Here is a 19187-nt window from a genome sequence, read left to right as displayed (position 1 = left end):
TCGATTCAAAACTACCACCAATCCACAGGATGGCGAAATCCGCAAAACCTTCTGAGACTCCATTGATGAAACAGTACAATGCCATCAAGGCACGGTACCCCGGAGCGTTGTTGCTTTTTCGGGTGGGGGATTTCTATGAGACATTTGGAGAGGATGCCATCAAAGCCAGCAAAATCCTGGAGATTGTGCTCACCAAAAGAGCCAACGGATCGGCCTCTCATATCGAATTAGCCGGTTTTCCGCACCATTCATTGGACGTATACCTGCCCCGACTGGTGCGAGCCGGCAACAGGGTGGCCATCTGTGATCAGTTGGAAGACCCCAAGAGTGTCAAGGGAATAGTGAAAAGAGGTGTTACGGAGCTTGTGACTCCCGGTTTGTCGCTGAATGACAATGTGCTGGAGCAAAAGCGCAACAATTTTCTGGCGGCCATTCACTATGGTGAAAATACCTGCGGGGTTTCTTTTCTGGACTTGTCCACTGGTGAGTTTTTAGTGGCTCAGGGCAATCCTGACTATGTGGAAAAACTGGTGCAGGGGTTTCAGCCGTCTGAGATTCTATTCTCAAAATCCGAAAGGGAGCGTTTCGAAAAGGCGTTTGGTAAAGATTATATCAACTTTCATCTGGAGGATTGGATTTTCAGTGAGGAGTATGGGTATGAAAAGCTCACCCGCCACTTCAATACTGCTAATCTGAAGGGTTATGGAGTAGAGGAAATGAGGTCTGGGATCATTGCTGCCGGGGCCATTCTTTTTTACCTGGAGGAGACTGAGCACAAGGAAGTCAAGCACATCGGACAACTCTCTCGCATAGACGAGCAGCAGTATGTGTGGCTGGATAAGTTTACTATCCGCAACCTGGAGTTGATACAGCCCAGTCAGGGAGATGGTACCGCACTGATTGATATTCTGGACAATACGCAGACCCCCATGGGCAGTCGCTTGTTGCGAAAATGGATGGTGCTGCCACTCAAGAACAAGGAGCAGATAGAGCGTCGCCATCTGACGGTGGAGGCTTTTATGAGTGAAGAGGAAACCCTCAATGAAGTGAGTGGTCACCTCAAACAAATCGGGGATCTTGAGCGACTGATCTCGAAAGTGGCCACGGGTAGGATCAACCCGAGGGAAATGGTGCAGCTCAAAAGGAGTCTTTCTCAGGTGAAACCGATCAAAGATCGACTGAAGACTTCTGACAGTTCAATATTCAAACAATACCTCGACCAGCTCAACGACTGTGAAGCTCTGCTGGAGCACATCGAGGATAGTATCAAGGAGGATGCCCCCATCAACCCCAATCAGGGAAATATCCTGAAAGAAGGCGTAAATGATGAGCTGGACGAACTTCGGAAAATGGCCTTTTCAGGTAAAGATTACCTCAAAGGGATTCAGGAAAGAGAAACTGAACGCACCGGCATCAGCTCGCTGAAAATTGCCTACAACAAGGTCTTTGGCTATTATTTGGAAGTGACCAACTCCCATAAAGATAAGGTGCCGGAAGAATGGATTCGGAAGCAGACTTTGGTCAATGCTGAGCGATACATCACCGAGGAGCTGAAAGTCTACGAGGAAAAGATTCTGAATGCCGAGAGTCAGATTTTTGTCATAGAGCTGAGGCTTTATCAGGAACTGGTGTCTTTTGCCATGGAGTATATCGAACTCATCCAGCAAAACGCAAGGGTGATTGCAGCTTTGGATTGCCTCACGGCGTTTGCTTTTTTGGCCAAACGAAACAATTACGTGCGGCCGACCATGAGTGAGGAGTTTTCACTCGACATTAAAGCGGGTCGTCATCCCGTGATTGAGCAGAATATGCCGCCAGAGGAGGATTATATTCCCAATGATGTCTTCCTTGATGATGAGTCTCAGCAGATCATGATTATTACCGGACCTAACATGGCTGGAAAGTCAGCTCTACTGCGACAGACAGCTCTTATTGTACTCATGGCTCAGATGGGGAGTTTCGTCCCTGCCGGATATGCCCGTATTGGTTTGGTGGATAAAGTATTCACCCGGGTGGGCGCTTCGGATAATCTTTCTCGGGGGGAATCTACCTTTATGGTGGAGATGACCGAGACCGCCAGCATTTTGAACAACCTGAGCAACCGCTCTTTGGTACTGATGGATGAAATCGGGAGGGGCACGAGTACTTACGATGGTATTTCCATCGCCTGGTCCATCGTGGAGTTTTTGCACAACCACCCACAGTACAAGGCCAAAACCCTTTTTGCTACGCACTATCATGAGCTCAATGAGCTGACCAATGATTTGCCCAGGGTAAAAAACTTCAATGTAGCAGTAAAGGAGCTGGAGAATAAGATCATTTTCATCAGAAAATTACAAGCTGGAGGCAGCGAGCATAGCTTCGGTATTCACGTGGCTCAGCTAGCGGGTATGCCCAATCAGGTAGTGATCCGGGCCAATACCATACTGAAGCACCTTGAGGCAGATAAGCTTTCAGAGAATGAAAAAGAAAAGTTGGCGGAGGTACCCAGTAGCCAGTTTCAACTCAATTTATTTGAGTCTGACCCCAGGTTTGAAAAAGTAATGAAAATGCTCCGTGAGATAGACATCAACACCATCTCACCAGTGGAGGCACTGCTCAAAGTGAATGAAATGAAGGAGCAGCTGAAGGGATCAAAATCTTAGCACGAAAGCTCACTGAGCTAATTTGTACTTGGTCAGCGCTTCTTCGTACTGATAAATGATCTGATTGAGCACATCCAGGTTATTCATGTAGCGAACTTTAGAATCGATTCGTACATGTCTTTCAAGATGACGCTTTACTCTCAAAGAGCACTCCAGGCCCGCTCTCAATTCTTCGACTGAGAAAGTAGAAATCACATACTCGTGATCCAAGGCAATTTTATCAGGTTGGTACATGGTTGGTTGTACTATTATAGGTTGATTGGAATCAAAACAATTTAATAACAATTTCTTAAATAAAAAGTGTTTTATTGATAATTTTCGAGAAACTGTAAAATATTAGCTACCCATTTTGCCAAAAACGCAGTTTAATATTCTGCTATTCAAGAATCTGCAATATGAAGCCATGTGTAAAAGGATTGAGTATCTAATTGAAAATTGAACTATTTGAATATGCGTATTTACTGTGTGGCGCATGACGCTGGTCTGATAAAGTGTTGCTCAGCGGAGCCCATCAAGCATAAACGGTGTACAATCACGGTGGAAGGAGGCTACGATCCGGCAGTGAGATGAGGACCGTTTTAAATTCAGGTAAAATATTTTAATTCATCATCTTGCAATTAATTCATCATCTGTTAAATTTGCAGTCCCTTAGAACGAAAGGGATAAGCGAGAGTAGCTCAGCTGGTAGAGCACGACCTTGCCAAGGTCGGGGTCGCGGGTTCGAATCCCGTCTCCCGCTCAGGTCCTGACCCGAAGCTTTCGGGCCGGGACTTTGTGTTTTAGGGCTACCGAGAAGTAGTCAGTGTCGCCCGGATGGTGGAATTGGTAGACACGCAGGACTTAAAATCCTGTGACCCTTAAAGGTCGTGCGGGTTCAAGTCCCGCTCCGGGTACAAATAAGCGATTCAGGAATGGATCGCTTTTTTGGTTTTAAGGAGAAGATATTGGAGCATGATCTTAAAGGTCGTGCGGGTTCAAGCAATAAGCTTGTGGGGAGATTGTGTTAAAGGTGGATAGTGATCCGTAATCTGACATCTCTTATGACTCAATCCAACTAATTGGCTACTTACCCTTCATTTTCTTTGCTTGCCCAAAGAAAACGAAGCAAAAGAAAAGGCACCAACGCAAAAAATCATTTTGACTCATTGTGTTTGGGCTTTTTTTAGGAATTATTGGAGTCAAAACGATTCACACTTGCCTTGGATGGCCCGCCCGCCTTTACACCCCTAATTTTCTGAATTCAAACTAGATTAATTGGGTTTAGCAAAATATAACTATATAGAGTTAGCCCACACAAATATTGCTTGATCCGGTTCAAGCGGGGCGCGCAACCTCCCGCTCCGGGTACAAATAAATTACTGAAAGTTGGATCCACTATAGTTCAAGTTCCGGATGGGCTGTCTGGTTTACCGGGAGAAAAATCCTCACCTTAGTCCCTTTTCCGGGTTTGGAGTCTAGCTTGATGCTACCATGGTGCTCCTGTACGATAGATTTCACAATGGCCAGTCCAAGGCCGGGGTTGGTATCTTTGGTGGTAAAGAAGGGTTCAAAGACCTGCTCTTGTAAGTCCTGAGGGATTCCTACTCCGTCATCCGAAATTTCCAGCCCTATTCTCTTATCATCTTTTCTATAGTACCTGATGGTGATTTCGCCTTCATGCTCTATGGCTTGCACGGCATTCATCAGGAGGTTGACTAGGAGTTGATTGATTTTGGCAGGATAGCACTCTATAGGCGGAATATTACCAAACATCTTATTGATGGTGATGCGAAAGCCGATCTGATTATTGAGCAATGTCAGAGAGGTGTCTACTTCCTTCTGCAAGTCTGTGAAAGAGTAAAAATTTTGAGAGTCTGCGGTGAAGGAGCTCAGACTTTTCACAATGTCGGTGCTTTTGGAGGCGCCATTAAGAATGGATTGGGCCAGCTGATTGCTGTCATCCATGAGCATCTGGTATTCTGCCAGGAGTGCTGGTTCACTTTCTTTGGCATGAAGCTGAAGTTGCAGATGCTTGAGCTCCTCCAGATTTTTCATAATGCACTCAGCACCCCCACGTATGTAGTTGAGAGGATTGTTGAGTTCATGGGCAATACCGGCAGTGAGGTGACCCATTGAGGCGAGTTTTTCTGATTGGATCAGCTGTCCCTGGGCAGATTTTAGCTCTTTGATGGTCTTCATCAGGCGGCTGTTTTGATTCTTGAGCTCTCGGGTTTTTTCCTGTACCCGAGCCTGTAAGAGTTCGTTTCTTGATTTGAGGGTACGGCTTCTGAGTCGTGCTAAGAATAAAGTAAGCAGAATTACCAGGATGAGTACCCCTACTCTGAACCAGCTGTTGTCGTAGAATGCTGACTTTACGGTCAGTACCGGGCTGGTTGCTGTCGGGCTCCAGCCTCCATTTCCTATTCTCGCTTGTACCATGAACTGATAGGTTCCTGGTTTCAGGTTGGAGTACAGGATAGTGTGCTGGTTGTAAAAAGGAATATGCTGCCATTGGTCTTCCAGTCCATCCAGCTTTAACCGATAGTTAATATGCTCTTCGTCGTAAAAGGAGACGGAGCGGTATTGAAATCGAATATTGTTTTCTGAGTGGTCGAAACTTTGAGATGAGGTTGGGGTACCATTTACTGTGGCACCGAGGTATTCTATTTTGGGTACCGGGAGTTCAGGGATTGCTCTTGGGTCATAAATGGATATTCCCTCATCTGTCCCTACAAGGATTTTGCCATTTCTAGAAAGGACCAATGCATTTCTATTGACTTCATTTCCGGCCAACCCGTTGGTTTTGGAAAGATGGTAAGCCTCATTGGGGCTCACCAGATAGATGCCCTTGCCGGTACCTACCCACAGTCTTCCCTCACGATCCGCCAAAAAGGAATAAACCGGTGAATCAAAATGATCATAAATTGGAGAGTGGACAATCTGGTTGCCTTCCAAAACTCTGACTCCATTGGCGGTACCCAGCAGAAATTGCCCGTCGTATTGTATGCCTGTATAGATGTTATTGTCGTTGAGGATTTCGGATTGAATGAACTCCCCGGACACAAGATCGCTGACCCCCATCTGCGTGAGCAGTAGTTGTCGTTGGTCATCGAAAGCCATCTTCCTGATGATCCCATAATCATCCTTTTGTGGCGTGGTTATCGGGCTCCACAGATTACCATCTTTTCTGTAGATCGTATTTTGACACGAAGCGTAGAGTCTTCCCTGATGTACCTGAAGGTCCAGTACCCTGCTGTTCTCATTGATCAGGTCAAAATCATACTGTCCATCTTTGAACCTGACCACTCCCGCTGTGTTTCCAGCCATGTAAATATTGCCCTCGAATGAAACCATATCCATGACCCGGGCATGAATGAATTTCCGAGGGAAAGGATATTTTTCTATATCACCTGTTGAGCGAACAATATTAAGTCCCAGATTTGACCCAAAATAGAGGTCTCCGTTTTGATCTTCCAGTATGGCACTCACTTCGTTTTCCAGTAAGAAGTGACTATTGAAATTCCAAGTATCCTGGTTGTTCACCTTAAAGGCTCCCCGAAGTGTGGCTACCCACAGTGAGCCTTCATGGTCAACCATAGCGTTCATACAGACATAATCCAGATCGAAGTACTCCGTGATTACTGCTCTTTTTTCATGACTATGGAGGTCATACTGATAGAGCGGAGAGTTGGAACTATAGTATAGTTTACCCCGGTGATGCATAAGGTTACTCACCGCTCCTACATCAGGGTAACCAATGAGCTCATTCTGAAAAAGAAATGTGATTTCTTCTGACCCGCTTGATAAAACTCCCAACCAGTCTTTACCTAATAAGTAAAAGGTATCATCTTCCTCATTGTAGTCCAGATCCAGGACCTCTTCATGTTCGACAAGGGTGGTCAAGGATCCATTGAAATAGAGATGCAAACCTTGGCTGGAAGCTATCAGGACGGTATCACCGAGGGTCTTGATGCTATTAATTTTAAAGCTTTCGGGGTCTTTCTGGCCAAGGAGGTCAAGGTTCCATTGGTTATCGGAATAAAAATAGAGCTTGTTTTGAGTGCCAATGATCAGGCGGTTGCCGTGGCCCGAGAGATGGTGACCCATGACGTATCGGGAATGAAGGGGTAAACTGGCTATTTCCGGTGGGAGATTTAATGGAGACCAACGATCATCCGTATATACGGAAAAGGAAAGTTTGTCCCCGTTGAAACCAAGCACATAAACAGAACTATCCGACAGAGCTTCCAGGCACACTTTGCCGATTATTGGCAGAATACCCAGTGAATCTGGGAAACTCAGCCAGCCCGTGCCGTCATACGTGCTAATACCATCTTGTGTGGCAAACCAGATTTCGCCATTTGGAAGTTGCTCCATTTCTGTGATACGGTTGGAAACCATACCATCTAGGTTTTTATAGACACAAGCAGAGAAATACTGACCATTTACTGCATGGCTCCCTATCCAGCAGCAAAGTAAAAAAAGAGATTTACATAATGGGAGCACTCTTGACCAGATCATCTAGGGTTTGAAAACTTTTTGAAATTACTCAAAAAAGGTGGAATAGAAATTTAGCCTGAAATGCAGAGAAATCGGTAAAAATTAAAAAATAATCACCAGAGGTTATGGCTGATGTTGTAATGAGGAGTAATGATTTATCAAGTGCACACTGAATGAAAGAATTTTCATCTTTGCCACCAAATAATAAATCTTTTTATAGGGTAAAAGGGCCATTTGGGGCGGAGGATATTTGGCAGAAACGAATAAAGTGAGAATAAATTCGTTGACAATTTTATCTATTAGCCTATGAATATGAAAATAAATAACAATTTTATCGGCCTAAAACGGCTAAAAACGAAGGTTTTTGAAAATGGCAGGATTTTATAGCTCTTTGGCAGGATCGCAAATTCAAGAAGTATCATATTAGCTCTACAAAATTCGGAAGACGCCCATGAAACATTTAATCTGGTATAGCTCGAAAACGGAAAATTACAACCACGGATCTTCTATTGATTTGAAGATTAGCGAATCTCTAATGGGAGAGAAGATGGAGGTGTTGTATGAAATGGAGGAATCTGAAGAACGATTGGTGAGAAAGATTGTGTCCCAGTTGAACAACGCCAGACTGGAAAAAGCACGTAGCTATCAAGTAGCCTAAAAAAGAGATTTAATAAAAACATTTAAAATAAGCCCGTTTGCAATAGCAGCGGTCTTGTCTATAGCTGGTTGGGGCCCCAAGGAATTCATTCTTTGGGGTTTTTTTATTTCACCCCTTCCAAAATCAAACCCCCACCCAAAAATTTTTTGTCAAAACAGGAACCTTATTGCACATTCATCGTAATATTGCGATATGGGAGTGACAAAGACAGATTTATTTACAAGAGAACAAAACGAACTGGCGACCGTGGCTAAGGTTATTGGTCATCCCGCTCGGATAGCCATCCTGCAGCATGTCCTGAAATCAAACCAGTGCATCAACAGCGACCTGGTCAAAGATCTGGGTTTGGCACAGGCGACTATCTCCCAGCATCTGAAAGAACTCAAATCATTGGGAATCATAAGGGGTACTGTGGAAGGTACAGCTATGTGCTACTGTGTGGATGGTGAGGTGTGGGAGAAAATCAGCAAAGACTTTCAGAAGTTTTTTGGTACGTATGATGAGATGAAGAGCTGCTGCTAGCTCTTTTTTTGAGAAGCATCATCGTAATAAAGCGATATACAGATATGAATTTAATGATCAGTAATCTTAATAATAGTGTGGCTTTCTATCGAAACCTCTTTAATCGGATGCCTATTTCACTTTCGTTTGACACTGCCCGCTTCACCTGGGAGAAGAAAGAGCTCCTACTAACCGAAACTGGAAAACAACCTGAAGTTAAGAGTTGCCACACTGTAGAGGTACACTCGGTGGAGCATCTCCACGAGATGTACGCCAGGATCAAGCGATATATCTCGCAATATGACTGGCATTCACAATGTAAAATTCTTGACAAACAATTCGCAGTGTCAGATCCGGACGGACACCAATGGATCATTAAACAAGGAGAGGTTGAGATCAACTGTTCCATTGCCGATTACTGCTTTCTTGAACAAACAACTAAATAATTACATATATGAACAATCAAATCAAATTTCACATTGCTCTGAACGTATCTGAGATTGGAGCTACCGTAGACTTTTACAAAGGGCTTTTTAATGCGGAACCTGTTAAGCTGAAGAATGACTATGCTAAATTTGAGCTGGACGAGCCAGGTCTTGTGATCTCGTTTATTCAGGCTCCGGATAAGGTATCCAGTCATTTTGGGCACCTGGGGCTGAGAGTTGCCAATGAGACACAGCTCGCAAAACGCAAAGAAGAAGTTGAGAAAAAGCTTAAAATAGCATTGGAAGAGACCAATACAAACTGCTGCTACGCTCAGCAGGATAAGTTTTGGGTGAATGATCCGGATGGCTATGAGTGGGAGGTTTACCACTTTAAAAAGGATGTAGACAAAAATGATAAAAGACCACAGGCTGTTGCTTGTTGCTAATTGAAAAGAGTCAATAGGGTATATATAGCTTTAGTATATATCACCCAAGAACTCCCGGTGGAGGGGTGAATCTCCGCTCATGGGCTGCGTATGCAGCCCATTGTTTTGGTAGTGGGCGAATTAACCTTTTCAGGAAGTGATTGCCATAACCTCCGGGCCGTGGGAAGCACTCGGGGAGGTGGCTTTTGAATAGAGATCTTATATGTAATGAACAGTAGGCCAAATCCTGACAAATGAAGGAACAGCATGACGTTATTAAAGTGTATGATGTAATCATCGTGGGAGGTGGACAGAGCGGTCTGGCTCTCGCATATTACCTGCGACGTACCGGCCTCAGGTATGTTATCCTGGATGCCGAGACAGCACCAGGTGGTTCGTGGCAAAACTACTGGTCGTCCATCACCTTGTTTTCACCAGCCCAGTGGAGCTCGCTGCCCGGAACCCTAATGCCGGGAGGTACGGAACATTATCCGGGGAAGGGGGACATCACGGACTATCTGACATCTTATGAAAAGCGTTATGAACTAAAGATAGACCGCCCGGTCAGGGTGACAGAGATCAACTGGCATCAGGATATTTTTACTTTGCAGACCTCAGTAGGGACCTATCAGTCACGGGTGGTGGTGGGAGCTACGGGGTCTTTCGAAAACCCCTTTATCCCTGAGATCTCGGGTCGTGAAACTTTTACAGGTAAAATCATCCACTCAGCACAGTACCGTGAGTCCACAGTGTTCAAAAATCAGAAGGTAGGTATCGTAGGGGAAGGCAACAGTGGGGCTCAGATACTTTCTGAGGTGTCCAGGGTGGCAGACACTTTTTGGATCACGAAGGATCCTCCAGATTTTTTGCCAGATCATGTGGACGGCAGGTATCTGTTTGATGCGGCTTCTCAGCTTTTCGAAGCTAAAAAGAGAGGCCGGGAGTACATCCCTCCTTCTCTGGGCCACATCGTCATGGTGCCCTCGGTAAAGGATGCTCGCTCCAGAAGCGTCCTCGTACATTATCCTTCGATCACCAGGTTTACAACGAATGGTGTGGAACTGGAGGATCACCGGGAGCTTCCGCTGGATTCCGTTATATTCTGTACAGGCTTTCGGCCGGCCCTGCAGATTTTTAAAAACCTGCCGGTGACCTTTCGTCACGATAAAATCCCCACCAATGGCACCCGCTCACGGGAGCTGCCGGGTCTGTGGATGGTAGGATATGGTAGCTGGACCGGTTTCGCCTCCGCCACTGTGGTGGGTGTGGGCCGCTCTGCCAAAGCGACCAGTATTGAGATTGAGGAATTTCTAAAATAAATTATTTCCCGGCGCAATGAATGCATCGGGTACTTTCGGGCATGAAAAGAAGGCGTTTGGGGTTGATTTCATTGCCGCATCTGCTGCATTTCCCAAACTTCTCCGTGTCGATCAGGTCCAGCCATCGCCTGAGCGCCTCCAGCTTTTGTTCGGACGCCCTCAGGTTGGCCTCATCTATGGTTTTGTTATTGATGTAATCCATTCTGCTCAGCCGACCCACTGCATTGTCCAGGCCCATGGGTTTAGTGGCTACAGTTAGATCCCGTACGCGCTGTTCCAGCTCCACTATTTTTTCCTCAATGGCTGTCCGAATTTCTTTTTTTTCGTTAATGTCCATGGATCGTCGATTTTAACGTTTTTTTCGAAACATCCAAGATAAAACAACCGTCCAAGTAAAGGGCATTTTCAGTTTGAAGAAAGCCGCTTATTTTTGCACACCAAAAGAAAATTTGAATATCATAAATATGGAGCAAGTAGATCTGGAACTCAGGAAGGAACACCAGGAAAAAATCAAGCAGGTAATTAGCGAGGTTGGTAAGGTGGTAGTTGGGCAGGAGTACATGGTCAACAGGTTATTGATAGGTTTGTTTACACAGGGTCATATATTGCTGGAGGGTGTGCCGGGACTGGCCAAGACCCTCACCGTGAATACCCTGTCGGATGTTTTGAAGCTTGACTTCAAGCGCATCCAGTTTACACCCGACTTGCTGCCAGCGGACCTTATCGGTACGATGATCTATAATCAGCAGAAAGCGGACTTTGAAGTAAAGAAAGGTCCGATCTTTTCTAACCTGATCCTTGCAGATGAAGTAAACCGGGCACCCGCCAAGGTACAGTCGGCCTTGCTGGAGGCCATGCAGGAAAAAACGGTTTCTATCGGGGAGACTACTTTCAAGCTGGACAGGCCTTTTCTGGTTCTGGCCACTCAAAACCCGGTGGATCAGGAAGGAACTTATCCACTTCCAGAGGCACAGGTAGATCGATTCATGTTGAAGGTACATGTGGATTATCCTTCCAAAGAGGAAGAACTGGAAGTGATGCGCCGGATGGCCAACATGACTTTTAAGTCTGAGGTCAATACTATTTTATCCAAAGAAGACATATTCTCCATCAGGGAAGAGATCAATCAGGTGGCGCTTTCTGAGTCGCTTGAGCGATATATCATCGAGCTGGTATTTGCAACCAGAAATCCGAAGGATTACAAGTTGGATCAGGAGGCGCAATACATTCAGTTTGGAGCATCACCTCGAGCTTCTATTAACCTAAACCTCGCGGCTAAGGCTGTGGCCTTTTTTGACGAACGCGACTATGTACTCCCCGAGGACATCAAAGCCGTAGCGGATGATGTGATGAACCATAGGATTTTGCTCAATTATGAGGCCGAAGCGGACGGGGTGACCACCCATGAAATCATCCGGCAAATCTTAAATAAGGTTCAAATCACCAAATAGTGGACCTGAGGGCTTAAATAGGCGATTTCTGAAGATTCTTTAGGAAACCCTTCACAATGACGTAACAAACATAATGACCAGTTAAAACTGGTCATTTTTGTTTAATGATATCGTAACAAGTCGACCGACACCAGTTAACATTAGACCGACACCTTTGCAGTCATATTAGTTAGAAATCTAATTATTCGAAACTCAAATAAAAAGGTGTTAATTATGAAAAAATTATTGGCTATAGCTTTCATGCTATCTGGATTGATGTTCATCACGTCTTGTACAGAAGATACTGTAGACCCTGACAATGGGGTGACCATTTCTGGTCTTACTGCAGCTGTCTCTATTGAAAATCTTGGAACATACGGTCCTGTGACTGTTACATTCGAAGGTGCCGACGGTCTTGCCTCAGTATCCCTTACCAAGGATGGTGCTGTTTACGGTGATACTACCTTCACAGGAGCGCCTACCACTGCTTCATTGGAATTTGGCTATACGGCTACTGAAGCGGATGAAGATGCAAACATCGTATTTGTATTTACTGCTACGGATGCTGATGGAGACGTTGAGTCTTCTACCGTGGTTATTTCTGTAGGAGAAGCAACACCTCCACGGGAAACCATCGTACTTTCTGGGGTCATCGATGAAGACATGACTTTGACTCCTGACGGATTCTATGAGCTTGCTGGTAGAGTGATCGTAACAGGTGGTGCTACCCTGACAATCGAGCCGGGTACAATTATCAAAGGTCGCTTGGGAGAAGGTTCTAATGCTTCTGTTTTGATGATTGCCAGAGATGGAATGATTGATGCAGAAGGAACAGCTGAGAAGCCGATTATCTTTACTTCTGTGAATGACAACATAGCACTTGGAGCTTTGTCCGGAACTAACCTTACTGCTACTGACAATCAGCTTTGGGGAGGAGTGGTAATTCTCGGAAATGCACCAATCTCTGTAGAAGCGGGCACTTCAGCACAGATAGAAGGTGTTCCTGCCAGTGAGCCACTGGGACAGTATGGTGGAGACAACGCAACACATAGCTCAGGTACTTTTAAATATGTGTCTCTCCGTCATGGAGGTACTACCATCGACCCTGTAGCCGGAAACGACATCAATGGACTTACCCTTGGTGGTGTGGGTTCAGGAACTGTGATCTCTAATATTGAGGTCTTTGCCAACTACGATGACGGAATCGAGTTCTTCGGTGGTTCGGTGAATGTAACAAATGTGTTGGTATACACTGTAGGTGATGATGGTCTGGATGTAGATCAGGCTTACTCTGGTACCATTGATAACTTCCTGGTTTATACAAGTACCGCTGCATCTTCAGATGAAGGACTTGAAATTGACGGACCTGAAGGTTCTGAAAACGCTACTGGTAAATTCAGCATCAAGAACGGAACAATCACTTCTGTAGATGGTGGTGGAAGTGGTGCAGATTTCAAATCAAAAGCACAGGGTTCTGTGACGAATGTGAAATGGGCGAACTTCACCGGAGGATCTACCGTGAAAATCAGAGCCAGCTTCAACGCTGACTGTACAGTAAAAACGGATGCCATGTCTCATTTGACTGCTGGTGACTTAAGCTTCACCACTGTAGAGTTTGCTGCGATCAAGGTTTATTCAGATCAGGATTGTGCTACTGAATTGGCTGCAGCTCAGGCTTCAGCTGAGGCTAGCGTTACCATAGGTACTGCTACTGGTGTGTCTGATGCCACTGTGTTTGCCAGCTGGACGGCTGCTGCTCAGGCAGGCCTTCTTTAAGGGACGATTTCAGAGGAAATATATAGATAACATTGATTTAAAGAGGAGACTCCATATAGTTGGGGTCTCCTTTTTTGCTGAAAGCAGGGAGATAGCATGGATTTTTGCAGAGTCCACCGATCGACAACTCATTAAGTGACCCGCTTGCTCCGGCAATAATGTTACTCTGATGTTAACACGATTTTAATACGAAGGGTCAAAAGTTAAATTTTTCATAATTATTTATTGCCACCGCTCCAGTCCTTATCAGTCTAATTTTGCACGAAATTTTATTTGGATTGATAATGAAATATTTCATTCTTACTGCACTTTTATTTGGTTTGTTTTTCGGTCAGGCCCAGGCCCAGAAAGGTTTCCTGAGGGGGACTGTTTTTGATGGTGAAACTGGAGAGCCTTTAATCGGAGCGGTAGTATTTAGACAAGGAACCACCGATGGTACCGTAACCGATTTCAACGGGAACTATTCATTGCCATTGCAAGCAGGCACACACACTATTGTGTACCAGTTTGTCTCTTTCAGAACCACTACGGTGGAAAACCTGGAAATCGTTGCTGAAAAAGTAAACACTCTGGATGTGACCCTACAGTCAGATGTAGAAGAACTTGCAGAGGTGGTAGTCACCGCACAGGTCATTAAGAATTCAGAATCTGCTCTACTCTCCGTACAAAAGAAATCAGCCAACGTACTGGATGGAATTTCTGCCCAGACATTCAGAAAAATAGGGGATAGTAACCTATCAGGCGCCATGAAACGGGTGACGGGAGTGTCTGTTCAGGGTGGAAAGTATGTCTATGTTCGGGGGTTGGGTGATCGATATACCCGTACCACACTGAATGGAATGAGTATCCCGGGTCTTGATCCTGAGCGAAATGACGTGCAGATAGACCTTTTTCCTACCAATGTGCTGGAAAATGTAATGGTGTACAAAACCTTTTCGCCGGAATTGGCGGGGGATTTTGCTGGAGGTACAGTGAATGTGGAAACCAAAAGCTTCCCGGAGGAGAAGACCACAAGACTGGCCATTGGCCTGGGGTATAATCCCAAAATGAATCTGATCAATAACTTCACTTCATACGAAGGAAGCAATACCGATTTTCTTGGATACGATGATGGCGCTCGTAAAATTCCATTGGATCCACAGACGGAGATCCCAAGACCTACCTCACCAGAGCCGGCCAATGCAGGTGAGTTGCTGGAGTCTTATACACGAAGCTTCAATCCTACTATGGCAGCTAAGAATCAGTCCAACTTTCTGAACTCTTCGCTTTCTTTTAACCACGGCAATCAACTCGACCTACCTGGTGTGAAGTTTGGATATGGCGTGGTGCTGAACTACCAAAACCAGTATGATTACTATGGTAATACGGTGGTGAGTTCATATTTTAAAGACAACAATAAGGATGTCAATGCCCTGGATGCTCAGTTTGTCAAAAACGGAGAACTGGGCAGGCAGAATGTCCTCTGGAGCGGACTGATCACCAGTGCAGTCAAATTCAACAAACACGAGCTGGGCCTTACCTTTTTGAAAACTCAGAATGGAATCAAAACAGCCACTAACCGTGTTTCTCAGGATTTTGAGGAGACCAGTCAGACGGCCTATGAAAACATCCTTACCTACACGCAGCGTTCGCTGACCAGCCCTACCATCTACGGTAAGCACAACTTGAACAAGTGGACGCTTCAGTGGTCCAATTCAGTGACGCTTGCGAGGGTTTATGATCCTGACTTCAGACAAGTACTGATTGCTGAGGTGCCACAATACCAGGGCGGCGAGCAAGTGGGTGTACAATACTTTATCAGTGGTGGCCAGGGAGGGAGTGCTGGCAGATTCTGGAGAGACCTGAACGAAACCAACGAAAACTTCAGATTGGATGCTACCTACGCACTCAATGAGAAAGTAAAATTGAAAGTGGGCGGGGCAGGACTATACAAGTGGAGAACGTTTGACACGTTTGCGTACAACTTCTCTACCAACCAGCCTGTAGAAAACGATGCTGACTGGATTCTTAGGCCGGAAAACATCTGGACACCCGATTCCAGACAGGGCATTTACGTGAGTGGAAACTATGAGGCCGCGAACAATTATGAGGCCCGATCAAGTGTGAATGCTGCTTATGTAATGTCGGATGCTTTCATTACCCCAAAACTCAGAGCCATCTTCGGAGTGCGGGCAGAGCAGGCTCAGATGTACTATACTGGGCAGGACAATCTGGGTTCTACAGTCTATGACGATGAGCAAACGCTGGATCAGCTGAACCTGCTACCATCATTGAACATGGTATACAGCCTGAAAGAAAATGTAAACCTGAGAGGCTCATACGGGCGAACACTGGCTCGTCCCTCGTTTAGGGAGAAGTCTATCGCTCAGATTCTGGACCCGGTATCAGGCGTGACCTTTTCAGGAAATATTGACCTAGAGCAAACCAACATCGACAACTTCGATTTGAGATGGGAGAACTTCTTCGGTCGGGAGGAGATGGTATCTGTTTCTGCCTTTTACAAGAAGTTTAATGGTCACATTGAGCAGACCCGCTTTGAGTTGGAGCCAAGAGAAGTCACCTGGCAAAATATCGGAGGCAGCTATGTATATGGTCTGGAGCTTGAGTTCAGAAAGAAACTCCCTGTGGAAGGGTTGATGCTGGGTTCGAATTTATCCTGGGCTCAGTCGCACGTGGACATGACGCAGATCATCGTGAGCAGGGATGAAATCAACAACACCATGACCACTGAATATGAGTCCAGAAAGCAGCAGGCCAGAACGGACGAGACCATTGACAAAGACCGAGTAATGGCCGGGCAGGCACCTTATCTGATCAATGCTTTTCTTAATTACTCAGACTTCAATGGGATCAATAGCCTGAGCCTTTCATACAATGTGCAGGGTGAGAGCCTGTCTGTGGTGGGCGTAGGGCAGGTGCCTGATGTATACGTGAAACCTTTTCACAGCTTCAATCTAAACGTGACCAGAGAGATAGGTGAGCGAAAGAATGGTCAGATTCGATTCACCATTGACAACATTCTGGGGGATTCAAAAGAGCAGGTTTGGAAAAACCACGAGTCTGGTGATGAGCTTTTTTCAAGATTTGATGAAGGTCGGACCTTCACCCTCAGATATCAGTATTCCTTTTAACAGCTTAAGTATTCGAATTATCTTCATATTGATTGGAAGAAGCCTCACTTGTGGGGCTTTTTTTGTTTTAGTCAATAGGCCTGATAGATGATTTTAAGCTGACTTTTGATGGTCTCTATTTGCTTCTGATAGTTGGTGAGTTCATGGAGTGCTTTCTCTTTTCCATTGCCATTTGATTTGCTTACTTTCTTGCTGGCTGTGGCCGCTTTCTTTTCTGCCTTCTCCAGGGTTTCGCCAAGCTCCTCGATGTAATAAGCCTTTTTGAAATCCTGCAGGATGGTTTTGATCTGGGCATTGTAAGCCGCCACTTTTGTTTTCGGTACATTCTCCTGATCCAGCGCCACAAAAAACTTGCACCCTGTCTTGCTGCCCAGAGTTTTGGAAAGCAGGATAATGTCCACATTGCCCGAGTTGACCTCACTGGGGACGGTCACTTTGTAGTACCCTCTCATGTTCAGCGGTCTGCCGAATTCCCGGCTGTACCTCCACCAGCCTCGCTCCACCTCTTTGGCCGGAAAGTCAAAACTTGTGCTGATCCCATCTCTTGCTTTGCCATCGATGGTTAGCTTATCCGGGTTGATTTGCGCAGAAAAATCCTGGGACCAACCGCAATAACCCATAAAAAAAACGAAAAAGATCAGGAGGATTCTTTCAGTCATAAGTTTATTAAATTCATGCAACTCTAAATGGCGCTATGGCAAAGATATTAATCACAGGTGGAAGTGGACTGGTTGGAACTCATCTCAGCAAAATGCTTAAAAATGCCGGAAATGAGGTTGCTCACCTTAGCCGCTCCACGGACTCCTCCCGGGAGTTCCCTTCCTTTACGTGGAATCTTGCTAAACGGTTTATTGAGGAGGAGGCATTTATTGGAGTGGACCACATCATCCACCTGGCTGGGGCTGGTGTGGCGGATAAAAGATGGACCAATGACCGAAAAAAGGTCATTTTAGAAAGTCGCATCGGGGGCATAAAACTCCTTCATGAGTATGTCTCTCGCCTTGGGGTCCGGCTGAAATCCTTTATATCTGCTAGTGCTATTGGGTACTACGGCTCAGATACTGGCAGTGCTGTGGTTGCTGAGACCTCCCCTTCAGGGGATGATTTTCTGGCGCAGGTAGTAAAGGCCTGGGAGGCAGAGGCAGATACCTTTGCAGAAATGACCACTGTGAGCAAGGTTCGCGTAGGTGTTGTGTTGAGCGACAAGGGAGGGGCGATGACCGAGATACTAAAGCCTATTCGGTACTTTGTGGGGGCTCCGTTGGGCACTGGCAAGCAATGGATGAGTTGGATTCATATTGATGATTTGTGTCGGATTTTTCAGTTTGTAATGGAAAAAGAACTGGCAGGAACCTACAACGCCACAGCCCCAAATCCCGTAACAAATGAGGCGCTCACCAAATTACTGGCGAAAAGCATAAACAAACCCTTATTTTTGCCGAATGTGCCGGCCATGATGATGAAGTTGCTTTTGGGAGAAATGTCCCAAATTGTGCTGGGTGGAAGCAATGTTTCATCTGCGCAGATTCAAGAGCACGGCTTTAAATTTTCATTTACCCAAATTGACCATGCCATTGATGATTTGCTCGGATAATCTCTTTAAGATTAAATCCCTTATCTTCAACGGCCATTTTTACAAAACCCCATTTTTATGACAGAGAAAGAAAACGAAGTGTCTAAGGAGCAGGAAGAAAAGATTCTTGAGGCATTTAAAGACAGAGATTGGAATGAAATCAAGAGTTCAGACTCCTGGGCTATTTTTAAAATTATGTCCGAATTTGTAGACGGCTTTGAAAAGCTTGCCAAAATCGGACCCTGCGTTTCAGTCTTTGGCTCAGCCCGGACCAAGGACGATGATAAATACTATAAAATGGCCGAGGAGATTGCTGCCAAGCTGGTGCGACATGGCTATGGAGTGATCACCGGAGGAGGCCCCGGTATCATGGAGGCAGGTAATAAAGGTGCCCATAAGCAGGGCGGTAAGTCCGTGGGACTCAACATCGATTTACCTTTCGAGCAGTTTAACAACATATACATAGACCGAGACAAGCTGATCAACTTTGACTATTTCTTTGTGCGCAAAGTGATGTTTGTGAAGTACTCTCAGGGATTTATTGTAATGCCCGGAGGGTTTGGCACATTGGATGAGCTTTTTGAGGCCCTCACACTGATTCAAACCAAGAAAATTGGTCGCTTCCCGATTGTTCTGGTTGGAAAAGAATACTGGGGTGGTCTGTTTGATTGGATCAAAAATGTACTCCTAAAGCAAGCCAATAACATCAACGAAGTGGATTTGGAACTTTTCAGCATAGTGGACACCGCTACAGAAGCTGTGCATGTGATCGATGAGTTCTACAACAAATACCTATTGAGCCCTAACTTCTAATACCAGTAATTC

The 19187-nt window shown here is 45.4% G+C and carries 15 protein-coding genes and 2 tRNA genes; 13 read left to right on the top strand and 4 right to left on the bottom strand.

The genetic code is table 11. The annotated features are described in order from the left end of the window. The first annotated feature begins 29 nt into the window (after positions 1–29). Positions 30–2645, top strand: coding sequence for a DNA mismatch repair protein MutS (gene mutS, locus ACHKAR_RS07350; protein ID WP_395416801.1), 2616 nt, complete (start codon positions 30–32; stop codon positions 2643–2645). A 9-nt stretch (positions 2646–2654) separates the two neighbouring features. On the opposite strand, the gene ACHKAR_RS07345 is transcribed toward mutS, so the two are convergent. Then, positions 2655–2879, bottom strand: a complete 225-nt coding sequence (locus tag ACHKAR_RS07345) for a hypothetical protein (RefSeq protein ID WP_159585386.1) — start codon at positions 2877–2879, stop codon at positions 2655–2657. Between the two features lie 432 nt (positions 2880–3311). On the opposite strand from ACHKAR_RS07345, the gene ACHKAR_RS07340 reads away from it, so the two are divergent. Then, positions 3312–3384, top strand: a tRNA-Gly gene (locus ACHKAR_RS07340). A 68-nt stretch (positions 3385–3452) separates the two neighbouring features. Beyond that, a tRNA-Leu gene (locus tag ACHKAR_RS07335) sits at positions 3453–3538 on the top strand. Positions 3539–4019: 481 nt separating this feature from the next. Here the strand turns inward: ACHKAR_RS07335 and ACHKAR_RS07330 are convergent. After that, a complete protein-coding gene (locus ACHKAR_RS07330) occupies positions 4020–7025 on the bottom strand; it encodes an ATP-binding protein (protein WP_395416800.1) in 3006 nt (1001 codons plus the stop codon). Positions 7026–7575: 550 nt separating this feature from the next. Here ACHKAR_RS07330 and ACHKAR_RS07325 point away from each other — a divergent pair. The 5 genes from ACHKAR_RS07325 to ACHKAR_RS07305 all read left to right on the top strand — a co-directional run bounded on the left by ACHKAR_RS07325 (position 7576) and on the right by ACHKAR_RS07305 (position 10452). Further along, positions 7576–7782: a hypothetical protein gene (locus ACHKAR_RS07325; RefSeq protein WP_395416798.1), complete on the top strand. Its 207-nt coding sequence runs from the start codon at positions 7576–7578 to the stop codon at positions 7780–7782. Between the two features lie 192 nt (positions 7783–7974). Then, entirely contained in the window at positions 7975–8304 is a 330-nt protein-coding gene (locus ACHKAR_RS07320) for an ArsR/SmtB family transcription factor (RefSeq protein WP_159585392.1), read from the top strand. Between the two features lie 53 nt (positions 8305–8357). Next, a complete protein-coding gene (locus ACHKAR_RS07315) occupies positions 8358–8729 on the top strand; it encodes a VOC family protein (protein ID WP_395416797.1) in 372 nt (123 codons plus the stop codon). Positions 8730–8737: 8 nt separating this feature from the next. Continuing rightward, complete coding sequence (locus tag ACHKAR_RS07310; RefSeq protein ID WP_395416796.1) at positions 8738–9154, top strand: ArsI/CadI family heavy metal resistance metalloenzyme; 417 nt, start codon at positions 8738–8740, stop codon at positions 9152–9154. A gap of 233 nt (positions 9155–9387) precedes the next feature. Further along, positions 9388–10452 (top strand): ArsO family NAD(P)H-dependent flavin-containing monooxygenase, encoded by a 1065-nt coding sequence (locus ACHKAR_RS07305; protein ID WP_395416794.1) that lies wholly within the window; start codon positions 9388–9390, stop codon positions 10450–10452. A gap of 1 nt (position 10453) precedes the next feature. Here ACHKAR_RS07305 and ACHKAR_RS07300 read toward each other — a convergent pair whose 3' ends face one another. Further along, on the bottom strand, positions 10454–10789 hold the full coding sequence (locus ACHKAR_RS07300; protein WP_395416793.1) for a TraR/DksA family transcriptional regulator: 336 nt from the start codon (positions 10787–10789) through the stop codon (positions 10454–10456). A gap of 127 nt (positions 10790–10916) precedes the next feature. On the opposite strand from ACHKAR_RS07300, the gene ACHKAR_RS07295 reads away from it, so the two are divergent. The 3 genes from ACHKAR_RS07295 (at position 10917) to ACHKAR_RS07285 (ending at position 16789) form a co-directional block, all read left to right on the top strand. Next, a complete protein-coding gene (locus ACHKAR_RS07295) occupies positions 10917–11903 on the top strand; it encodes an AAA family ATPase (RefSeq protein ID WP_395416792.1) in 987 nt (328 codons plus the stop codon). Positions 11904–12116: 213 nt separating this feature from the next. Beyond that, positions 12117–13658 carry a hypothetical protein gene (locus ACHKAR_RS07290; protein ID WP_395416790.1) on the top strand — a complete coding sequence of 514 codons (1542 nt, stop codon included), beginning with the start codon at positions 12117–12119 and terminating at the stop codon, positions 13656–13658. Between the two features lie 284 nt (positions 13659–13942). Next, positions 13943–16789, top strand: a complete 2847-nt coding sequence (locus ACHKAR_RS07285) for a TonB-dependent receptor (protein ID WP_395416789.1) — start codon at positions 13943–13945, stop codon at positions 16787–16789. Between the two features lie 71 nt (positions 16790–16860). Here ACHKAR_RS07285 and ACHKAR_RS07280 read toward each other — a convergent pair whose 3' ends face one another. Then, entirely contained in the window at positions 16861–17448 is a 588-nt protein-coding gene (locus ACHKAR_RS07280) for a hypothetical protein (protein WP_395416788.1), read from the bottom strand. A gap of 35 nt (positions 17449–17483) precedes the next feature. Here ACHKAR_RS07280 and ACHKAR_RS07275 point away from each other — a divergent pair, with 35 nt between their 5' ends. Continuing rightward, the gene (locus tag ACHKAR_RS07275) at positions 17484–18383 is read left to right on the top strand and encodes a TIGR01777 family oxidoreductase (RefSeq protein ID WP_395416787.1); all 900 of its coding nucleotides are present in this window, start codon (positions 17484–17486) and stop codon (positions 18381–18383) included. 57 nt (positions 18384–18440) lie between these two features. Next, on the top strand, positions 18441–19175 hold the full coding sequence (locus tag ACHKAR_RS07270) for an LOG family protein (protein WP_395416786.1): 735 nt from the start codon (positions 18441–18443) through the stop codon (positions 19173–19175). Positions 19176–19187 lie beyond the last annotated feature (12 nt).

Source organism: Marinoscillum luteum (assembly GCF_044005705.1).
Classification (GTDB): Bacteria; Bacteroidota; Bacteroidia; order Cytophagales; family Cyclobacteriaceae; genus Marinoscillum; species Marinoscillum luteum.
The sequence above is the reverse complement of the archived record's forward strand: the minus strand, read 5'-3'. Positions and strand labels throughout refer to the sequence as shown.